The sequence below is a fragment of the Erysipelothrix inopinata genome, from assembly GCF_014396165.1.
GTDB classification, from domain to species: Bacteria; Bacillota_I; Bacilli_A; order Erysipelotrichales; family Erysipelotrichaceae; genus Erysipelothrix; species Erysipelothrix inopinata.
The window spans coordinates 2,084,802-2,103,222 of record NZ_CP060715.1 but is presented as its reverse complement, the minus strand read 5'-3'; the positions used below and the strand labels follow the sequence as shown (position 1 = coordinate 2,103,222).

At 34.8% G+C, this 18,421-nt stretch carries 20 protein-coding genes and 1 tRNA gene; 18 read left to right on the top strand and 3 right to left on the bottom strand.

The window, feature by feature from the left end; genetic code table 11:
* Positions 1-26 precede the first annotated feature (26 nt).
* The 8 genes from H9L01_RS10065 (at position 27) to H9L01_RS10030 (ending at position 6,781) form a co-directional block, all read left to right on the top strand.
* Positions 27-740, top strand: a complete 714-nt coding sequence (locus H9L01_RS10065) for a biosynthetic peptidoglycan transglycosylase (RefSeq protein ID WP_187533817.1) — start codon at positions 27-29, stop codon at positions 738-740.
* A 10-nt stretch (positions 741-750) separates the two neighbouring features.
* Complete coding sequence (gene trpS, locus H9L01_RS10060) at positions 751-1,737, top strand: tryptophan--tRNA ligase (protein WP_187533816.1); 987 nt, start codon at positions 751-753, stop codon at positions 1,735-1,737.
* Positions 1,738-1,843: 106 nt separating this feature from the next.
* Entirely contained in the window at positions 1,844-2,275 is a 432-nt protein-coding gene (spx, locus tag H9L01_RS10055; RefSeq protein ID WP_246449035.1) for a transcriptional regulator Spx, read from the top strand.
* Positions 2,272-3,396: a tRNA 2-thiouridine(34) synthase MnmA gene (gene mnmA, locus H9L01_RS10050; protein ID WP_187533815.1), complete on the top strand. Its 1,125-nt coding sequence runs from the start codon at positions 2,272-2,274 to the stop codon at positions 3,394-3,396. Before spx ends, mnmA begins: the two co-directional genes overlap by 4 nt.
* Positions 3,374-4,129 carry a CPBP family intramembrane glutamic endopeptidase gene (locus H9L01_RS10045; RefSeq protein ID WP_187533814.1) on the top strand — a complete coding sequence of 252 codons (756 nt, stop codon included), beginning with the start codon at positions 3,374-3,376 and terminating at the stop codon, positions 4,127-4,129. The genes mnmA and H9L01_RS10045 overlap by 23 nt, the downstream gene beginning before the upstream one ends.
* A gap of 13 nt (positions 4,130-4,142) precedes the next feature.
* Positions 4,143-6,284, top strand: coding sequence for an SF1B family DNA helicase RecD2 (recD2, locus tag H9L01_RS10040; RefSeq protein ID WP_187533813.1), 2,142 nt, complete (start codon positions 4,143-4,145; stop codon positions 6,282-6,284).
* A gap of 2 nt (positions 6,285-6,286) precedes the next feature.
* Positions 6,287-6,439 carry a hypothetical protein gene (locus tag H9L01_RS10035; RefSeq protein WP_187533812.1) on the top strand — a complete coding sequence of 51 codons (153 nt, stop codon included), beginning with the start codon at positions 6,287-6,289 and terminating at the stop codon, positions 6,437-6,439.
* 24 nt (positions 6,440-6,463) lie between these two features.
* Positions 6,464-6,781 (top strand): hypothetical protein, encoded by a 318-nt coding sequence (locus tag H9L01_RS10030; protein ID WP_187533811.1) that lies wholly within the window; start codon positions 6,464-6,466, stop codon positions 6,779-6,781.
* Positions 6,782-6,965: 184 nt separating this feature from the next.
* Here the strand turns inward: H9L01_RS10030 and mscL are convergent, their stop codons facing one another.
* Positions 6,966-7,379 carry a large-conductance mechanosensitive channel protein MscL gene (gene mscL, locus H9L01_RS10025; RefSeq protein WP_187533810.1) on the bottom strand — a complete coding sequence of 138 codons (414 nt, stop codon included), beginning with the start codon at positions 7,377-7,379 and terminating at the stop codon, positions 6,966-6,968.
* 109 nt (positions 7,380-7,488) lie between these two features.
* Here mscL and pepD point away from each other — a divergent pair, with 109 nt between their 5' ends.
* From pepD to H9L01_RS09995, 7 genes are all read left to right on the top strand, one after another.
* Positions 7,489-8,913: a beta-Ala-His dipeptidase gene (pepD, locus tag H9L01_RS10020; protein WP_187533809.1), complete on the top strand. Its 1,425-nt coding sequence runs from the start codon at positions 7,489-7,491 to the stop codon at positions 8,911-8,913.
* 85 nt (positions 8,914-8,998) lie between these two features.
* Entirely contained in the window at positions 8,999-9,838 is an 840-nt protein-coding gene (locus tag H9L01_RS10015; RefSeq protein WP_187533808.1) for a PRD domain-containing protein, read from the top strand.
* Positions 9,839-9,956: 118 nt separating this feature from the next.
* Complete coding sequence (locus tag H9L01_RS10825) at positions 9,957-10,436, top strand: PTS transporter subunit EIIB (protein ID WP_246449026.1); 480 nt, start codon at positions 9,957-9,959, stop codon at positions 10,434-10,436.
* Complete coding sequence (gene treB / locus H9L01_RS10010; protein ID WP_343062707.1) at positions 10,349-11,362, top strand: PTS trehalose transporter subunit IIBC; 1,014 nt, start codon at positions 10,349-10,351, stop codon at positions 11,360-11,362. Before H9L01_RS10825 ends, treB begins: the two co-directional genes overlap by 88 nt.
* Positions 11,355-12,980, top strand: coding sequence for an alpha,alpha-phosphotrehalase (locus H9L01_RS10005; RefSeq protein ID WP_187533807.1), 1,626 nt, complete (start codon positions 11,355-11,357; stop codon positions 12,978-12,980). Before treB ends, H9L01_RS10005 begins: the two co-directional genes overlap by 8 nt.
* 81 nt (positions 12,981-13,061) lie before the next feature.
* Positions 13,062-13,544 (top strand): PTS sugar transporter subunit IIA, encoded by a 483-nt coding sequence (locus H9L01_RS10000; RefSeq protein WP_187533806.1) that lies wholly within the window; start codon positions 13,062-13,064, stop codon positions 13,542-13,544.
* A gap of 121 nt (positions 13,545-13,665) precedes the next feature.
* On the top strand, positions 13,666-14,379 hold the full coding sequence (locus H9L01_RS09995; protein ID WP_187533805.1) for a hypothetical protein: 714 nt from the start codon (positions 13,666-13,668) through the stop codon (positions 14,377-14,379).
* Here the strand turns inward: H9L01_RS09995 and H9L01_RS09990 are convergent.
* A complete protein-coding gene (locus tag H9L01_RS09990; protein WP_187533804.1) occupies positions 14,363-14,911 on the bottom strand; it encodes a carbonic anhydrase in 549 nt (182 codons plus the stop codon). The genes H9L01_RS09995 and H9L01_RS09990 overlap by 17 nt on opposite strands.
* Positions 14,912-15,103: 192 nt before the next feature.
* Positions 15,104-16,501 carry a UPF0236 family transposase-like protein gene (locus H9L01_RS09985; RefSeq protein ID WP_187533310.1) on the bottom strand — a complete coding sequence of 466 codons (1,398 nt, stop codon included), beginning with the start codon at positions 16,499-16,501 and terminating at the stop codon, positions 15,104-15,106.
* A 143-nt stretch (positions 16,502-16,644) separates the two neighbouring features.
* On the opposite strand from H9L01_RS09985, the gene H9L01_RS09980 reads away from it, so the two are divergent.
* The 3 genes from H9L01_RS09980 (at position 16,645) to H9L01_RS09970 (ending at position 18,393) form a co-directional block, all read left to right on the top strand.
* A tRNA-Leu gene (locus H9L01_RS09980) sits at positions 16,645-16,731 on the top strand.
* A 240-nt stretch (positions 16,732-16,971) separates the two neighbouring features.
* Positions 16,972-17,649 carry a M23 family metallopeptidase gene (locus H9L01_RS09975; RefSeq protein WP_187533803.1) on the top strand — a complete coding sequence of 226 codons (678 nt, stop codon included), beginning with the start codon at positions 16,972-16,974 and terminating at the stop codon, positions 17,647-17,649.
* Positions 17,650-17,934: 285 nt separating this feature from the next.
* The gene (locus tag H9L01_RS09970; protein ID WP_187533802.1) at positions 17,935-18,393 is read left to right on the top strand and encodes a hypothetical protein; all 459 of its coding nucleotides are present in this window, start codon (positions 17,935-17,937) and stop codon (positions 18,391-18,393) included.
* Positions 18,394-18,421 lie beyond the last annotated feature (28 nt).

Below are 18,421 nucleotides of genomic sequence, written 5' to 3'. Positions count from 1 at the left end.
CAGGCGACTGTGTTTTTTTTATAAATATGAAAAAATTACTTAAAAAATTGATACTTTATACTCTGATAATCGCAATCTCCGTGGGTGGCGTCGTTGTGTATTTTGGTCATAAAGAGTATAAGGAAGTCATCCAAACGGTACCTCTAAATGTCGCAATTGATGAGATACGACAACGTGAAGACTATGTACCGTTGTCGGAAATGAATCCGATTGCTCCTCAAGCAATGGTTGCGACTGAAGATGATCGTTTATTTGAGCGTCATGCGGTTTTGGATTTTTGGGCAATTGGCCGTGCAACCTGGCGTAACATTACATCCTTTAGACTGGTTGAAGGGGGATCTACAATTCCCCAACAAGTTGCGAAAAATATATACTTTGATCATTCAGCATCTTTTGTAAGAAAAATATCAGAGTACTTTGTTACCCGTGATTTACTCAATCAGTATACAAAAGAAGAAATATTAGAATTATATTTAAACATTATTTATTATGGTGACGGATTCTATGGAATCTACCAAGCAAGTGAAGGTTACTTTAATGTCTTCCCAAATGAATTGAATGACGGCCAGGCAACATTGCTAATGGGATTACCTCAAGCGCCATCTTACTATGCTTTAAGCACCAACTTAGAAGGTGCTAAAAAACGACAGAAACATGTATTAGCACGGATGGTTGAAGAAAAACAATTAACACGAGAACGTGCTGATGAGATTTATGAAATTGATATTGAATATAAGTAGGAGAAATTAAATGAGAAAAACTATGTTAAGCGGTATTAAACCAACAGGACAATTAACACTAGGGAATTATATTGGGGCTTTAAAACCTTTTGTGGCATCACAAGATGACTATGATTTGAAAGTATTTATAGCAAACCTCCATTGTGTCACCATGCCAATTGAACCTGAAGAATTAAGAACAAACTTAAGAGATGCGCTGGCATTCTATCTTGCAAGTGGTCTTGATCCTAAGCGTTGTTCAATCTTCTTACAGACTGATGTACACGAGATTGCTCAGCTTGGATTTATTATGGCTTGTTTAACACCCATGGGAGAATTGAATCGTATGACTCAGTTCAAAGATAAAAAAGATACGGGTATTTCATTAAGCGGTGGCTTTTATACATATCCTGCACTGATGAGTGCTGATATTTTAATTCATCAAGCACATTATGTTCCGGTTGGCGAAGATCAGAAACAACACGTTGAACTTGCACGTAATACTGCAGAACGTTTCAACAATCGATTCGGAGAGACATTTGTCGTTCCGGAACCTGTTATTCAAAAAGTGGGAAGTAAAATTTATTCACTTCAAGATCCAACAAAGAAGATGAGTAAATCGGATAAAGAAGGTGAGAAAGGTGTTATTTACCTTCGTGATGATTTAAAACAAGCTCGTAAAAAAATTATGTCTGCTGTGACAGACAGTGTGGGTATTGTTCAATATGATCCTGAGAATCAACCTGGAGTTGCGAACTTACTTACAATCTATGCATCACTCAAAGAAATTACCATTGAAGAAGCATGTGCAGAATTTAAAGATGCACAATACGGAACCTTTAAGAAGGCAGTTGCAGATTGCGTCTGTGAAGAATTAGAGATGTTACAAAGCAAATACGATGAGTTCGTAGGGAGCGAAATCATTGATGAAATATTAAAAGAAGGAGCGGATGCAGTGCGTCCTACAGCTCAGGAAACTCTAGCAAAAGTGGAAAAAAAGATGGGAATGATTTGGTAAAACATTTTCAGAAAATGTGAAAATTCCCTTGCAATTGTTTCAAGAAAGACTTTTATTAATGAAATAAAAACAGTATAATAATGATAACGCAAGGGAGGTATACATTATGATCATACTTTATTCATCCCCTGGTTGTGCGTCATGTCGTAAAGTACGTCAATGGCTCAAGGATCGGAATCTTAAATTTATAGAAAAAAACATTTTTACATCTGTTCTCAGTGAGAAAGAGATTAAGCATATCTTAATGCGTAGTGAAAATGGAACCGAAGACATCATTTCAAAACGTTCCAAAGTTATGCAAGAATCTCAAATTGACTTGGATGATTTATCCATTAGTGAATTAGTGACATTTATTCAGCGTCATCCATCTATCCTAAAAAGACCAATCATTATGAATGATAAATCTTTCCTAGTAGGGTATGATGATGAAGAAATTGATGCCTTTCTACCTCCAGAAATGAGAAGTAGTAATCGCAGTTTTTCAGTGAATCAAATGTTTGATAATGACAGATTAGAAATGAAAGATGAAAAAAAATGAAAATATTAGTAGGTTTATCAGGTGGCGTTGATAGTGCAGTTGCTGCATATCTTTTAAAAGAACAAGGCCACGACGTAACATGTGCATTTATGAGAAATTGGGACTCATTTGCAAATAATGACATATTAGGAAACCCAACCATCAAAGATGATATGTGTTCTCAAGAAGTTGATTATGACGATGCAAAAAGAGTGGCAGACCATTTAGGCTTGCCTCTTTTACGCGTAGACTATGTTAAGGAATATTGGGATAATGTGTTTACTTTCTTTTTAGAGGAGACTCAAAGAGGAAATACACCGAATCCAGATATTCTCTGTAATCGTTATGTAAAATTCGATGCATTCTATGACTTCATGGCGGCAAATGGTTTTGAAGCACTTGCTACGGGTCACTATGCGAATACTCGTGATGGTAAGATGTATCGTGCAAAAGATCTAAATAAAGATCAAACATACTTTTTAAGTCGTGTTAATAAAGATGTATTACCACGAGTTATCTTTCCACTCGGTGACTTAGATAAACCTGAAGTAAGAGCGATTGCAAAGAAGTTAGATTTACCCGTTGCAACGAAAAAGGATTCAACAGGAATTTGCTTCATTGGTGAACGTCAATATCGTGATTTCCTTAAGAATTATCTTAAAGATGTGGAAGGCGACATTGTTGATATTGATACGCAAAAGGTATTAGGAAAGCACTCAGGTGTTATGTTCTATACAGTCGGACAACGTCATGGGTTGGATATTTCCACAGCTGTAGGACCTTGGTTCGTAGTTGGCAAAGACCTTTCTAAAAATATAATTTATGTTGGTAAGGGAAGTGATCATCGCTTACTCTATGCCTCAAAAGCTGAAATTGCTGATGTAAACTGGTTTGCAGATAAAAAAGAAGATATGAAATGTACTGCAAAATTCCGTTATCGTCAAAAAGATATGAATGTATCCATTCGTTGGATTGATGAAGCACGTATCGAAGTAACCATGATTGATGATGTAAAAGCTGTAACTTTAGGACAAGAAGCTGTTTTCTACAATGGTGATGAATGCCTGGGTGGTGGTCGCATCGATAAGGTATTTGATATTGATGGAAATGAGGTAAAGTATGACTCCAATTCGAAATCATAATTTGGAATCAAAAGATAACCGTTTCACATTAACACAAACTCTTTTACTACTCGTCGTTTACTTTGTTGGATACACTGTCGTCATGCCCATGCTGGGTTCGGCAATGTCTTACTTTGTATACAAGACACCGATTGGTCAAATCCATCCTAACTTTTTAATAATGATATATCTCGTAATTCTTGTTATGGCATTACTTGTGGCAGGAAAATCACTGGGTAAATCATGGAAAGATTTTGTTTCAGGAAGTAAGAGTATCGATCACGATAGTCCTTGGATAACAGTTCTTAAATGTTGGGGTATGTTATTTCTCTTCAACATTATATCGGGTCTTCTCATGCAAATTTTGCTAGGGCCGGATGCACAAGCAGGGAATCAACAGCTTGTCGTTGAAAGCCTAAGACAAGCACCGCTTATCAATATCTTCGCAACCGTTATTTTTGCTCCGATTGTTGAGGAGCTTGTATTTAGAGGCGCTCTTTATCAGTCATTTCGTTCTGAGAAATCATTTTGGAAGGCAATTGCAGTATCGTGTTTACTCTTTGGAGCAATCCACGTCTTACCACAATTTGCAAATACACATGAACTAACAGAGTTACTCTACCTTATTCCATATTCTGGTATGGCATTCTTTATGATTCTAGCTTATGAAAAAACTGGATCTATTTTCGGAGCAATGGGCGTTCACTTCTTGAATAATCTCGTTGCGACTGTTATGATTTTAATTACAATGTAGGAAGTGATGTTTCGTGGAAACAAGTATTAAAGGCGTCGTAGAAACATGTATATTTAAAAACGAGCAATCTGGATTTGGAATCTATCGGATTGCTCTTTTAAACAGCAATCAAAAGCCACTGACAATTAAAGGGCCGCTCATTAATATTGAGCTCGAAAGCTATTATGAATTCCAAGGATCTTATCATGAAGATCCACGATTTGGTATGCAGTTCAATGTCGTATCTTTCACTAAAATGTTACCGGAACATCCGGACTTTATTGTTAGATTTCTATCAGGACCTAACTTTCCTGGAATCGGAAATAAAACTGCAACTGCGATCGTTGAGAAATATGGGAATGATGTTTTAGATCGAATTCGTCAAGAAGATGATTTCGTGATTGATGTGAAAGGGTTAAGTGCCGTTAAAGCTCAGAAAATCATTGATGTTATTCGAACACAAGATCCAATGGAAGATGCTGTGTCATTTTTAGTAGCTCATGGTCTGGGTAACAAACAAATTATTAAGATTACAAAAGAGTATGGTGAGAAAGCCATCGAAGTTATCAAGGATAATCCTTACCGTCTTGTATATGATATTGACGGTATTGGATTCAAAACAGCTGATAAAGTAGCTTTATCTTTAGGTTTTGATTTGGATGATCCTTTACGAGTAGAAGCTCAAATTCTTGATACATATAAATCGACTGTATTTGGTGCAGGAGATTCCTACATTCCAATCAACACTTTTAAGAATCTGTTTGGCAACCAAGATAGTGAACTCTTTGATATTGCTTATGAAAGTCTTATTCGTCAACGGGAGTTAATTGAAGATGAGGATCGGTTATATCATTGTACGCAATATGATGCAGAGAGTTATGTTGCTAACTTTTTAAGTGATTTCGAATATCGTGGTTATGATTTTGATTTAGAGAATTTCGATGAGAAACTTAATGAAGTTGAAGATAAATTAAGAATAGAATTTGATCAAGTTCAAAAGGATGCGATTACTTCTTTCTTTGAAGAAGATATTATGATTCTTACAGGAGGTCCTGGAACAGGGAAGTCGACGTTATTATCGGGTATTGTCACTTTGATGCAAACACAGATGCCATGGCTTAAAATCGTGCTCTGTGCCCCTACAGGACGTGCTGCCAAGCGATTGGAGGAATTAACCAATGTCCAAGCGGCGACCGTGCATTCTATCTTAAAATGGGATTTAGAGTCGAATAAATTTGGCGTTAATCAAGAAAATCCATTGGAAGCAGATGTTGTAATTGTTGATGAGTTTTCAATGGTTGATATTTGGTTATTTCAAAATTTACTTAAAGCTTCTACAAATGTGAAGAAATTTCTATTTGTGGGTGATAAAGATCAACTTCCTTCAGTTGGACCTGGATTTGTTCTGGGAGATATGATTGCAACGAATGGTTTTGAGACGATTGAATTAGAACGAAACTACCGACAGGAAACAGGATCAGAAGTGATTGATTTAGCCATTAACATGAATCATGGTATCTTTGATGTTTCTAATTATTCTAGAGATGTTAAATTCTTTAACAATAAATATGGTAGTGTTAAAGATATTGTCCTTCGTGTAGTAGACGAAGCGTTGTCAAAAGGGTATGATTTGAGTGAAGTTCAAGTATTGGCTCCCATGTATAATGGACCAGGTGGCATCGATAATTTAAACCACTTCTTACAAAAAATGTGTAACCCAGAAAATACTCTGAAGAATCAGATAATGGTTGGAACACGTATCTTTAGAGAAGGGGATAAAATTCTTCAATTAAAAAATCAGCCTGATGACTTTGTATTTAATGGTGATATTGGGGTTCTTGTTGAAGTCGAAGCACGCAGACTTGTCGTTGATTTTGAAGGAACCTTTGTTGAGTATGAACCGCAAAATTTTATAAATATTACGCATGCGTATGCAATGTCCGTCCATAAAGCACAAGGAAGTGAATATCCAATCGTAATCTTAGTAGCTGTTACAGATTTCTATAGAATGCTATCACGCCGTTTGTATTACACTGGTGTAACTCGTGCATCGAAATCGTTGATTCTGGTTGGGGAACATCGTGCATTTGAGATTGCTGTTGAAAATGCACATGAGTCAAAAAGAAATACCTATCTTGAACAAAGAATTAAAGAAAATAATAGGAAGAGGAATTAAAAATGAATGAAACAACACAAAAATTAATCGAAAGCTTAGAATCAATCGAGAGCTTCTTAGATGAACATGGAACTCAAATGGATGAAGAATCACTAAAAACATGCCAAAATAAAATTGAAAATATCATGAAGCGCCTCGAAGGATTCACTGAGTAAGTTTATTCTTGAGGAGGTTTGATTATGTCTAGGATTTTAGACTACACACTTAAAGAAAATGTGCTTCGATTTATTGCAATCGTTATGATTGCAACGCTCTTCTATTTTCTTGGGGAGTTTCTTGACCGATTACCGAACACAAAAGAAACTAAAAAGTGGCTGCGTATCGCTAAGAAATTTGCATTCTTAATGATGTTCATACCACTGGGTGTAGGGATTGTGATGAAAGAAGTTAACGGTACAGATATGAGTGATTTATATTCTTTATTCGCATTCTTTTCAACACCCTTGTTTATCTATTTAAATTTCACAATTAAAAATAGACTTAAGGAATTTGAATAACTTTAAGTACCTTCACATTTTGCGACTTTACAAAAATCATAAGTATGGTAAAATAAAAGATGTCTGAGACGTGATGAATCTTAGACGTTGGTGGATTTGGTTTGGGAGACAAAATCTATTATTATGGTCAATAAGACTATAATGAAAAATAACACCGCATAATAATGGTGTTATTTTTTTTTATCTATTTTTGCTTTAACTCGTTGAGAATTTCTTGTAATAGTTTTTCTTCATTACTTGGTTCTACTACAACGGGTTCTTCCACTTCGTCTGGTTTCTTGCGTTTTAATGAATTAAATGCGCGAATCATTAAGAAGATACAGAATGCGATGATAATAAAGTCTAAAGTTGCTTGAAGGAATTGACCATAATTTAGGTAAACAGCTTCAACATCGGGTCCCTTAGCACTGGATAGGAGAATCTTTAAATCATCGAGTTTAATACCACCTGTAATAATACTTATAATCGGTGTAATGATATCGTTAACTAATGAGGTAACAATCTTTCCAAATGCGCCCCCAATTACAACCCCAACTGCCATATCAAGAACATTACCTTGCATAGCAAATTCTTTGAATTCATTTAAAAATTTCTTCATTTTCACATCTCCTTTAGTTATTAGTTTATAGTATTTCACAGTTATTTTGAAGATATATGAACAGAGAATGTGTTATTATAGTCGTAGTATTAAAGAAAGAAGGTTATTTATGAGTGAATCAACTGTTTTAAAGTATTTTAGAGAGATATCTGCGATTCCTCGCGCTTCATTTCATGAAGAAAAAATTGCCAATTATTTAGTTAATTTTGCGAAGGATTTAGGATTAGAAACTATGATTGATGACATGTATAATGTCATTATTTTCAAGCCAGCATCAAAGGGGTATGAAGATGCTCCTGTTGTGATGTTACAATCACATACGGATATGGTTGCAGAAAAGAATAAAGATAGTAATCATGACTTTGATAATGATCCTTTGGACCTTTATATTGAAGACGGATTCTTACATGCTAAAGGAACAACATTGGGTGCTGATGATGGCGCTGGTGTTGTTTACATGATGGCAATTCTTGCTGACAAAGAAGCGAAACATCCTGCACTTGAATGTGTTTTTACAGTTCAAGAAGAAACAGGTTTAACAGGTGCTACTGAATTAGATACTTCCATGTTAAAATCTGAACTGTGCATTGGTTTAGACGGATCTGGAGAAATTGAAACATACGTTTCTTCATGTGGTGGTGTTCGTGGTGTTCTTAATAAAGAAGTTACTTTTGAATCAAAAACATCCGACACTATAACTGTAGAAATCCGTGGTCTGCTTGGAGGACACTCTGGAGGCGAGATTGATCAAGAACGTGCGAATGCTTCAAAATTAGCGGGTATTATCTTGCGTCGTGCATTGGATGAAATGCCACTTCGTGTTGTTGCGATTGATGGTGGTCTCAAAATGAATGCTATTACTCGTGAAAATGACTTCACAGTAGCCGTTGAAGATGTTGAAGCTTTCAAAGCTTGGTTTGCACCTGTTGCTGCAGAATTCAAAACACAATATGAATTCTCTGATGCTGGTTTAACATTTAATCTTATTGAAGGAACAACAGATAAAGTTCTTTCTGAAAAAGATACAGAAATGGTTGTAGATATGCTCTTCATGCTTCCATATGGTGTCATCCAAATGAGTAAAGCAATTGAAGATCTTGTTATTACTTCCGCAAACATCGGAACAGTAAATCTTAATGATGAACGTTTCGAAATCTCAGTATCCTTACGTGCTACGCAAGCATTTGTAAAAGAAAATGTTATGCGCCAAGTTGAATGGATTGGAAGACAATATGGAATGAATGTTGAATTCTCTTCAAATTATCCAGGCTGGAACTACGATGCGAAATCTCCACTTCGTGCTAAAACTCTCGAAGTTTATAAAGCAATGCGCGGAACAGATATGAATATCGTTGCAACACATGGTGGTATGGAATTAGGTATCTGGAAAGGTAAAATGCCAGAACTTGATATCGTAAGTTTCGGACCAATTATGTTTGACATCCATACACCTGATGAACGTTTAGATCTAGAATCATTGGATCGTACCTATGATTTCATGGTTGCGCTTCTTGCATCACTAAACGAACTCTAAAATTTAATTTACACACCTTCGGGTGTGTTTTTTTAATTGCAAGTTTTAAATAAATTTGTAATACTAGAACAAGGGAGGTTGTATCATGCAAAAAACATATCGAATTAAAAAGATTCTTAATAACAATGTTGTTGTTGCAGTCAACAACTTCCAAGAGGTCATTATTGTTGGTTTGGGAATTGGATTCAATGCCAAAGTAAATCAAAAGGCAGATCCTCGAAAGATTGAAAAAATATTCGAACTTAAACAAGAGGATGCAATTAGAGCAACACAGCTTGTAAAAGATATTCCTGAAAGCATGTTCTTTGAAGTATATCGAATTTTAGAAAACCAATCAAAAGATTTTAACCTTGAGTTGGATGCACATGCGTATGTTACAATTATCGATCACATAAACTTTGCGATGATTCGACTCGAATCGGGACAAGAAATTCGAAACTTGATGAGTTATGATTTACAATTCCTCTATGAAAAAGAGTATCAGTTTGCAGATCATATTCGTAAAGAGATTAATAAACTGTACAATATCAATCTTCCAGAAGACGAAACCGGATTTCTTACCATGCATATTGTGAATGGTGTCAATCCAAAATTGAATAACAAGTCAGGCGTTCTTACAGATATGGTATGGGATTGTTTAAATATTATTCGAGATACCTACTTGATTCCACTAAAGTTAGATGATGTTAATACGCAAAGAATTATGATTCATTTAAAAATGTTATTGCAAAGAGTGATGAGCAATCAACAAGTTGACTTCAGTGAAAATGTGCTCTATAATGTAATTGAGGAATTTGAAAGCGCTTATAAATGTGCTTGCAAAATCCAGGATTATATTGAAAACCGACTTCAAGTTAAAATAAATTCACAGGAACTTGTTTACATGACGATTCATCTTAACCGTTTGGAAATGATCTCAAAGTAAGCAAGGAAGGCTTGTTACCTAAAAAAAATGGGCAAGACCTTCTATGTGTACATCTTTTTGATGTATGCATGGGAGGTCTTTTATTTTTTCTTAAGTCGAAATAAAAAGGAGGAAGTATATGGGAAAGTATACTCAAGATTCAAAAGATTTACTGAATTACCTGGGTGGTAAAGATAATATTGCTGCCGTAACACACTGCGTTACTCGAATGAGATTTGTACTTCGTGATGCGAAGAATACAGATGTTGAAAAAATAGAAGCACTTAGTTCGGTAAAAGGTACGTTTACACAAGCGGGTCAATTCCAAGTTATCATTGGAAATGATGTAGATGTCTTCTACAACGATTTTATTGATGTATCAGGTATTGAAGGAACAACCAAAGATAGTGTCAAAGAAATGGCAAAGACAAATCAAAATAAACTTCAACAACTTGCAAGCAACCTTGCTGAAATATTTGCACCGATTATTCCTGCAATCATTGTAGGGGGTTACTCCTTGGATTTAGAAATATTATTGGTGATGCGGTCTTTGGTGATTATGGAACCATTGCATCTCACTCCCAGTTTTGGGCTGGAGTACACTCATTCTTATGGCTAATTTGTGAAGCAATCTTCCATTTCCTACCTGTCGGTATTACATGGTCAATCACACGTAAGATGGGGACAACTCAAATTTTAGGTATTGTACTTGGAATTACATTAGTTTCGCCACAACTTCTTAATGCTTATGCAGTAGCGGGAACTGACCCAGCTAAAATACCTTTCTGGGACTTTGGATTTACGCAAATTAGAATGATTGGATATCAAGCACAAGTTATCCCGGCAATCCTAGCAGGATTTACATTAGTTTATCTTGAAAGATTCTTTAAGAAAATTATTCCGAATGCAATCTCAATGGTATTCGTGCCTCTCTTTGCATTAGTACCAACTGTTATTATCGCTCACGTCGTTTTAGGACCTATTGGATGGGCAATCGGATCATGGATTTCAAATCTAGTATATGCAGGACTTACATCTTCATTTAGAGTTCTCTTTGCTGCAGTATTTGGTTTCTTCTATTCACCTCTTGTTATTACAGGACTTCACCACATGACCAATGCCATTGACCTTCAATTAGCCAATGATTTTGGTGGAACACTTCTCTGGCCAATGATTGCATTTAGTAATATTGCTCAAGGTAGTGCCGTCTTAGGTATTTGGTGGTTACATCGTGGTAATAAAGAAGAAGAACAAGTTTCAGTTCCGTCAGCAATTTCTGCTTATCTAGGAGTTACAGAACCTGCTATGTTTGGGATTAACCTTAAATATGGATTCCCATTCATTTGTGCGATGATTGGTTCTAGTATTGCAGCTATTATTTCCGTAGGTATGGGATTGATGGCTAACAGTGTTGGGGTTGGTGGTATTCTTGGTTTCCTATCCTTTAATTTGGACCGTTGGCCATTATTCTTCCTTATTGCAGTTGTCGCAATGATCGTACCTTTCTCACTTACAGTAATTTATGGAAAGAAGAAAAATGCGTAATATGTTAAATAATAAAGTTGTCTATCAAATTTATCCAAAATCATTTATGGATTCAAATGGCGATGGTATTGGGGATGTTCAGGGTATCATCTCTAAGCTTGATTACCTTAAAAATCTTGGTGTAGATGTGATTTGGTTAACTCCTATCTTTGTTTCACCACAACGAGATAACGGATATGACATTGAAAATTATTATGAAATTGATCCGATATTCGGAACCATGGAAGACGTAGAAGAACTGTTTTTAGAAGCAAAGAGCCGTGATTTAGACATCATGTTCGATATGGTTTTGAATCATACTTCAACTAAGCATGAATGGTTTCAAAAGGCATTAAAAGGTGATAAGACTTATCAAGACTATTACTTTTTCAAAGAGAAACCAACGAACTGGGAGTCGAAGTTTGGTGGAAATGCTTGGGAATACGTAGAGGATATGAAACTATATTATCTTCATCTCTTTGATGTAACACAAGCAGATCTTAACTGGGAAAATGATGCAGTATTTGAAGAAGTATGCAAAATCGTGAATTTTTGGTTGGATAAAGGTGTTAAAGGTCTTCGATTTGATGTCATTAACCTTATTTCAAAGCCTGAAGTTTTTGAGGATGACTTTGAAGGAGACGGTCGCCGTTTCTACTCTGATGGAAAAAGAGTCCATGAGTACTTACACAAACTAAACCAAGAAACATTTGGTAAACATAACGACGTTATTACCGTTGGTGAATTATCTTCAACCAATATTGAAAATGGTGTTCGTTATGCAGATCCTAAAAATCAAGAACTTTCCACAATATTTAATTTCCATCATCTCAAAGTAGATTATAAGAATGGTGATAAATGGGCTCTTAAACCCTTTGATTTCATTGAATTGAAACAGATACTTTCATCCTGGCAATATGCAATGCAGGAAAATGATGCACTCATGGCTCTATTTCTAAATAACCATGATCAACCGCGCTCCATTTCTCGCTTCGGTAACGATACACAGTATTGGAAACAATCTGGTAAAATGTTAGCAATTGCGATGCAATTAATGCGTGGAATGCCATACATCTACCAGGGTGAGGAAATTGGACTTCCGAATAGTTACTTTGAAAGCTTAGAAACTTATCGTGATATCGAAACCATAAATATGATTCGAATTTTAAGAGAAAGAGGGTTGACTGAATCAGAAGTGACGGCTATTATCCATGAGAGATCTCGTGATAATGGACGAACTCCAATTCCTTGGAATCATAGTTACCAACATGGGTTCACAACAGGAAAGCCATGGTTAGCACTTTCTGAGTATCCTGAGTTACAAACTGTTGAAGACAATCTTTCAGACTCAGATTCAATCTATTATACTTATCATGCACTGATCCATTTACGAAAAGAATTACCGGTGATTCAGAGTGGAAACATTGAATTCTTAGAACTAGATCATCCAGAGTTATTAATATATAAAAGGACATTGGATCAAGAATCTGTAATTGTTTACTGTAATTTTAGTAATAAAGAAATAGACTATACTGACATCGATCAGTGTGGCGAAATTCTTCTTACGAACTACAATGTGAATTCACTTTCAGGAAAGAATACATTCAAACCCTATGAGGCACTCGTTCTTAAAATATAATCAAGATTGTATGATGACTATATAATTTAGAAACTTTGTGATAAAATAAGAGAGTAAACAACAATAGGATGGTGTGATAATATGTTTGGATTTGGCAAGAAAAAATCAACAGTAAATCAAAAGTTTTTATCAATCGGTGCGGGTAAAGTTGTGTCTTTAGAACAAGTTCCAGATCAAGTCTTTTCTCAAAAAATGATGGGAGACGGCTTCGCAGTTGAACTTTCTGAAAATAATATTTATGCTCCAGTTGACGGGGAAGTTACATTAGTGTTTCCAACAGGACATGCATATGGACTTACAACTGCAGATGGAAAAGAAATTTTAATTCATCTCGGAATTGACACTGTTGAGCTCAATGGTGATGGCTTCTCACCTAAAGTAAAACAAGGTGATAAAGTAAAACAAGGAGACATCCTTACTGTTATGGATATTGAATTCATAAAAGAAAAAGGAAAACCTACAATTAGCCCAGTCATCTTCACATCAGGTGAAAAAATCGAACTTCTAAAAGAAGGCGAAACAGTTACCGCTCAAACAGAAGATATCTTCAAGTTTGTTGATTAATTATATAAAACCTCGGAATTTATAAGTTCCGAGGTTTTCTTTCATTTTTGTTAGGTTAGTGTTAGGACAATCGATGAGTAAAGTGAGAGATAGTTGATAGGATAGTGGTGGAGGATCTATCATGAATCGTAAACACTTAAGACTTTGTATTATTATCCTAATGATTATTGGAAATTTAACATGGGTAGTTCCTGAATCCTATGAAAAAATTGTATCAACATGTCAGCTTATTTCACGATTTGGCCTTGCTTACTTAGCTGTGGAAAGCTATTTACTCTCTCACAATATTAAACAATACCTCACGACATTCTTCTTGATGTCACTCATTATGTTTCTAGGTGATGTATTTATGAATGTATTTGTGATTGATTCGCATATTAGATTAAATCAATATTTGTTTCCAGCTATTTTTATAGGTCTCATTATCTTATATCTGATTGATATTATTGAATTTGAAGTTAAAAAGCACCGTATCATTAATACAGTTTTACCAACAATAGCAGCACTTTTCTTATTAGCTTTATCCGTTAAACTAAATCACTCGCTAATTCTGATACTCTTTATGATCTTAACCTACACACAATTTACAAAAAAAACACTCTACTTAAGTTATGTTAAATATGCAGCGTTAATATTTTTCATAGCATTTCTAGGAAATCAGTTAGGGTTTCATCTTGTAACACGTGATGAATTTGTACTCGTGCTATTAATACCACTACTAAAACTCTATAACCAAAGATATGAAGAAGAACAAGTGTCTTCACTTGTTCTTACGATGTCGCTCTATGCGTTAAGTTTATGGGGTGTTACAATAATTGCTACATATCTTGTATAAAATCTACATGCCCTGAACCAATGTCATAGATTGCTTGTGCGACGACGACATTGTTTTCTTTTATAAAAGAAAGGTCGCAAGTTTTTTGATATGTGTAATCAGTCCAAGTTGCGACGGCTTTCGTCACCGATTCTGAACTGCCAATAACTCTTTCAATCTGATGTACAGGTGATGCAAGTGTCGTTGTAGGGATAGTATGAGCATGAGCGGCACTGACGGCGCCACAATGCGTATGACCCATTACAATTACCGTAGAACACTTTAGCACTTCTACCGCGAAAGAAAGGCTTGCAGCGGTTGTATCATCCAAAAATGCACCTGCATTCTGAATGACAAAGAGTTCGCCAAGCTTTTGATCGAATACAATATTTGGAGACAGCCTCGAATCCGAACACGTTAAGACAGCCACTGATGGGTGTTGCTCCTTGTCAAAAGATAGAAAATCTTCTTGAGTGTATTGAATTGGAGTAATAGAACCCGATTCAAAACGTCGATTACCTTGAATTAAATTTTCAATTATTTTATTTATCATTTGTTGTATTACCTCACTTAGTTTGATAATCAAACTAATATTAATAGTAATAAATAATTGAGTTAAAAACAATTAATTTGCAACTCAAAATTAGATAAGCAATATCAACTTGAATTCTCATATAATATTTCTAATTATATTTATGAAATTATAAGGTTAGTGTCAAATAAGTGGGGGAAAATAATGGTTTCTTTAATTTCTGCTGATATGTGCCTTAAGCCATCTTGAACTCGAGGATTTATCGTAAGCATTTCGTTGTTCGAACATCGAGAAGTCATATTTGGCTTCTTTTTGTTTTATACTTTTAGGATCTATTGAATCTAAATATAAGTTTCTAATATCGATATGGTTAAGGAATAAGTTTCTTAGATTAAGATAAGCATTTAAATTTTCTTTGCAGTATCCCTTAGGTCTATTTGAGTATATAGAAGCGAGATTATGACTGATAGCTGACTCCATACTACAACCTATTTTCAAGCCGTTGTAGCTGTACTGTATCGCAAGAGTATTGCGTAGTATATAATTACATTTTTCTTCTATTGTTTTTTGACGATTTGATTGTTCTGTACCATCTATCAAGGTTTGAATGATTTGATTAAAGGTTTCAGTATTTCCGTTAATTATATTGGAGGCGAGGATTTCTTTTGTAGGTTTATCTGTGGTGATATGATTAAGTGCTTGTTTAAAGTGAAACTTATCAAGGGCAAAGCTACTATGAGAAAATTCACGAGTTCCTGACTTAATCCATAAAGCACCATCTCCGAGTATGGTAATATTCTTGATTTTATCCATATCATACGTGATTGATAAGAGGTCATATACACTATTCCAGAAATTACTTTCAGTTCCTGAATAAACCATTTTATTAATCAATTGACGGCGCTTCTGAGGTCCTTTTATACCTTCAAAAATTACAGCTGACTTGACCATGACAGACTGAGATTCATTACGTTGCATATGAACATACTTTTCATCGGCCATGATGTATAAGTGACTTGGTGTAGGCTTAGGCTCACAAAGTTCAGACAGTGACGGCAAGGGACGTTTAACGGTATTATAAACTGTTTGTCTTGATATACGATAATGTTCACGATGCTGAGACGTTGAGAAAGAAGAAAAGATTCTGTCACCAATCTGCTCTCCGACTTTAATCATTGAATTTTGATTCGCAAAAGTCTCCACAATCATGCACTTTACGCATGGGTCATAGCGATCATATTTAGGTAAACCTAGTTTGCGATCGACATAGATAAAGGTTTTTCCTGTAGTCTTATCTTTGTAGATAGTTCGTTTAAACTTCACGACTCCAAATACAGTAATAAGGGTGCGTTCACGTGTTTGGTGAACATAGTAATCTCTTTTACGAAGTGCGGAATTCTTAAATTTTAAATCAAGAAGTTCAAAGTTTTGAACAAGATAGTCACAAGCAGCAATGCGAAGCCATTCTGAAGTATGTTCAATAAACTGAGAGTAATTACGGATCGTAAATTCTTGATTGGTAGGTTCTAAAAGGTAATTCGTTGATTCCTGGATAGACACAAATAAATTTTTTAAGGTGTTGGATAATTCAAATTGTGGTAAAATAGTCATGGCGATAGCTCACTTTCTAATAGTTTGTAGTAAAACCATTATAAGCGAGTTATCGCTTTTTGTATTCCCCCACCTATTTTACACAATCAATTATAAGAAATATATTGATTTTAATAGGGAATTGCTATATTATTAATGAGCACGCCCGAGTGGTGAAATCGGTAGACGCACTGGACTCAAAATCCAGCGAGGTAAAACTCATGACGGTTCGAGTCCGTCCTCGGGCACCAAAATTAATACTTAACCTACTAATTAGTAGGTTTTTTTATGTTTTGATTATTAACCAAAGTACCCAAAAGAACTTAATATTTAAATAGAGTCAAGTTATTTGTTATAGTCACTAGAAATTACAATAATAAATGAACATATCATTTTTTTTAATTATCATTCTATCAGAAAAATATTTAGTTAGTATCAAATACGTGTGTAAAATGATACGATTACTCATAGAGAGTAAAGAGGATTCAATTATGATAAATTCTATTACAGGGAAACTTCCATTTAGTGGAAAATGGATAGCAACAGCAACACCAGCCTATAAAGTTCCTAGTCACGGAACTTTCAACTTTGGGGTAGGCTATGCTTATGATTTTGTAAAAGTTAACGATAAAAAACGTGTAAGTAAGAGCTATAATTGGCGAAGTCTATTGTATAAGGAAAATCCTGAAGATTTTTACGCCTTTGGTGAGGATATATTGTCGCCTGTTGATGGATGTATAGTAGAGGTGCATAACGGAGAAAGCGATAATGTAGTAAGAAGATCACTGTTTACTGGAATACCATATCTATTAAAACAAGGTCAGCGAATTAAAAATGGGGTTACAAAAATCGCGGGGAATTACGTAATTATCAAGAATAGTGATTCAGATGGATTCATTTGTATTGTACATATTAAGAATAATACGATTACTTTAGAAAAAGGCCAAAAAGTAAAAATTGGAGAAAAAATTGGTGAATGTGGAAATTCAGGTAATTCAATACAACCGCATATCCACATTCAAGCTACTAGTAATTTGGATTTTTTTTCTGAAAATGGAATTCCACTCTATTTTAGAGACTATTATGAGCTAAACAATAATAATTTTGAACTGGTAATAAATCCAAGTTTTCCTAGTCGTAAAACGATAGTGGCTAATTCTATTGAATAGTGTTGCACTTAATATGATAAATTATGATGAAAAAACAGGGTATTTATTCATCCGTTTATATATTTGAATGAAAATTATACTTCTTATATCGATAAATTCCGACTATAACAATAATAATCCTGTCTACAGTACTTTTAGTTAAGTAGTAGCGTATACACAATTCATTTCAATTGAAATAATCAGAGTACCATGTTAATCTAAAGATAGAAAAGAAGATTGATTATGTCAGTTTCTTACCGCAAATAATTTAAAGAATATAATCATAAAACTAAATGTGAGGTAACTATGAAAAAGGCTAAATTAATTATAACAAGTCTAATTTTAACAAGTCTAATTTTAATAGGAGTATTTTTATGGTTTTATTTCTCTGCTGAAGATACCAATTTTAAAATAATTGAAAAACGTATCCATTTTAATTTTGAGGTAATTGAGTCGAAAAAAAATAAAGGGTTCTTAGACAACTCTGATTATTATAGTCTAATATTACTTGATGATTATGATTATCAAGAGTTGTCTGACACTTGGAAGCCCCAACCATCTCAAAACTTCGATAAAACATACTTTATAGAGAATTTTTCTTCATTCTCTGATCTTGATGCATATAAGCGGATTGAATCAGGGGACTTTATGTATTTTTCAATCTTTACGTTAAGCTCACAAGAGGACTATAAGCTTGAATATTACTTTTTTATGGGGAACGGAAAAATCGCTGTCTTTAGTTATGATAGTAAAAAGGGCGGATAGAAAGGAGTGTAAAGCCCACTTAAAAACA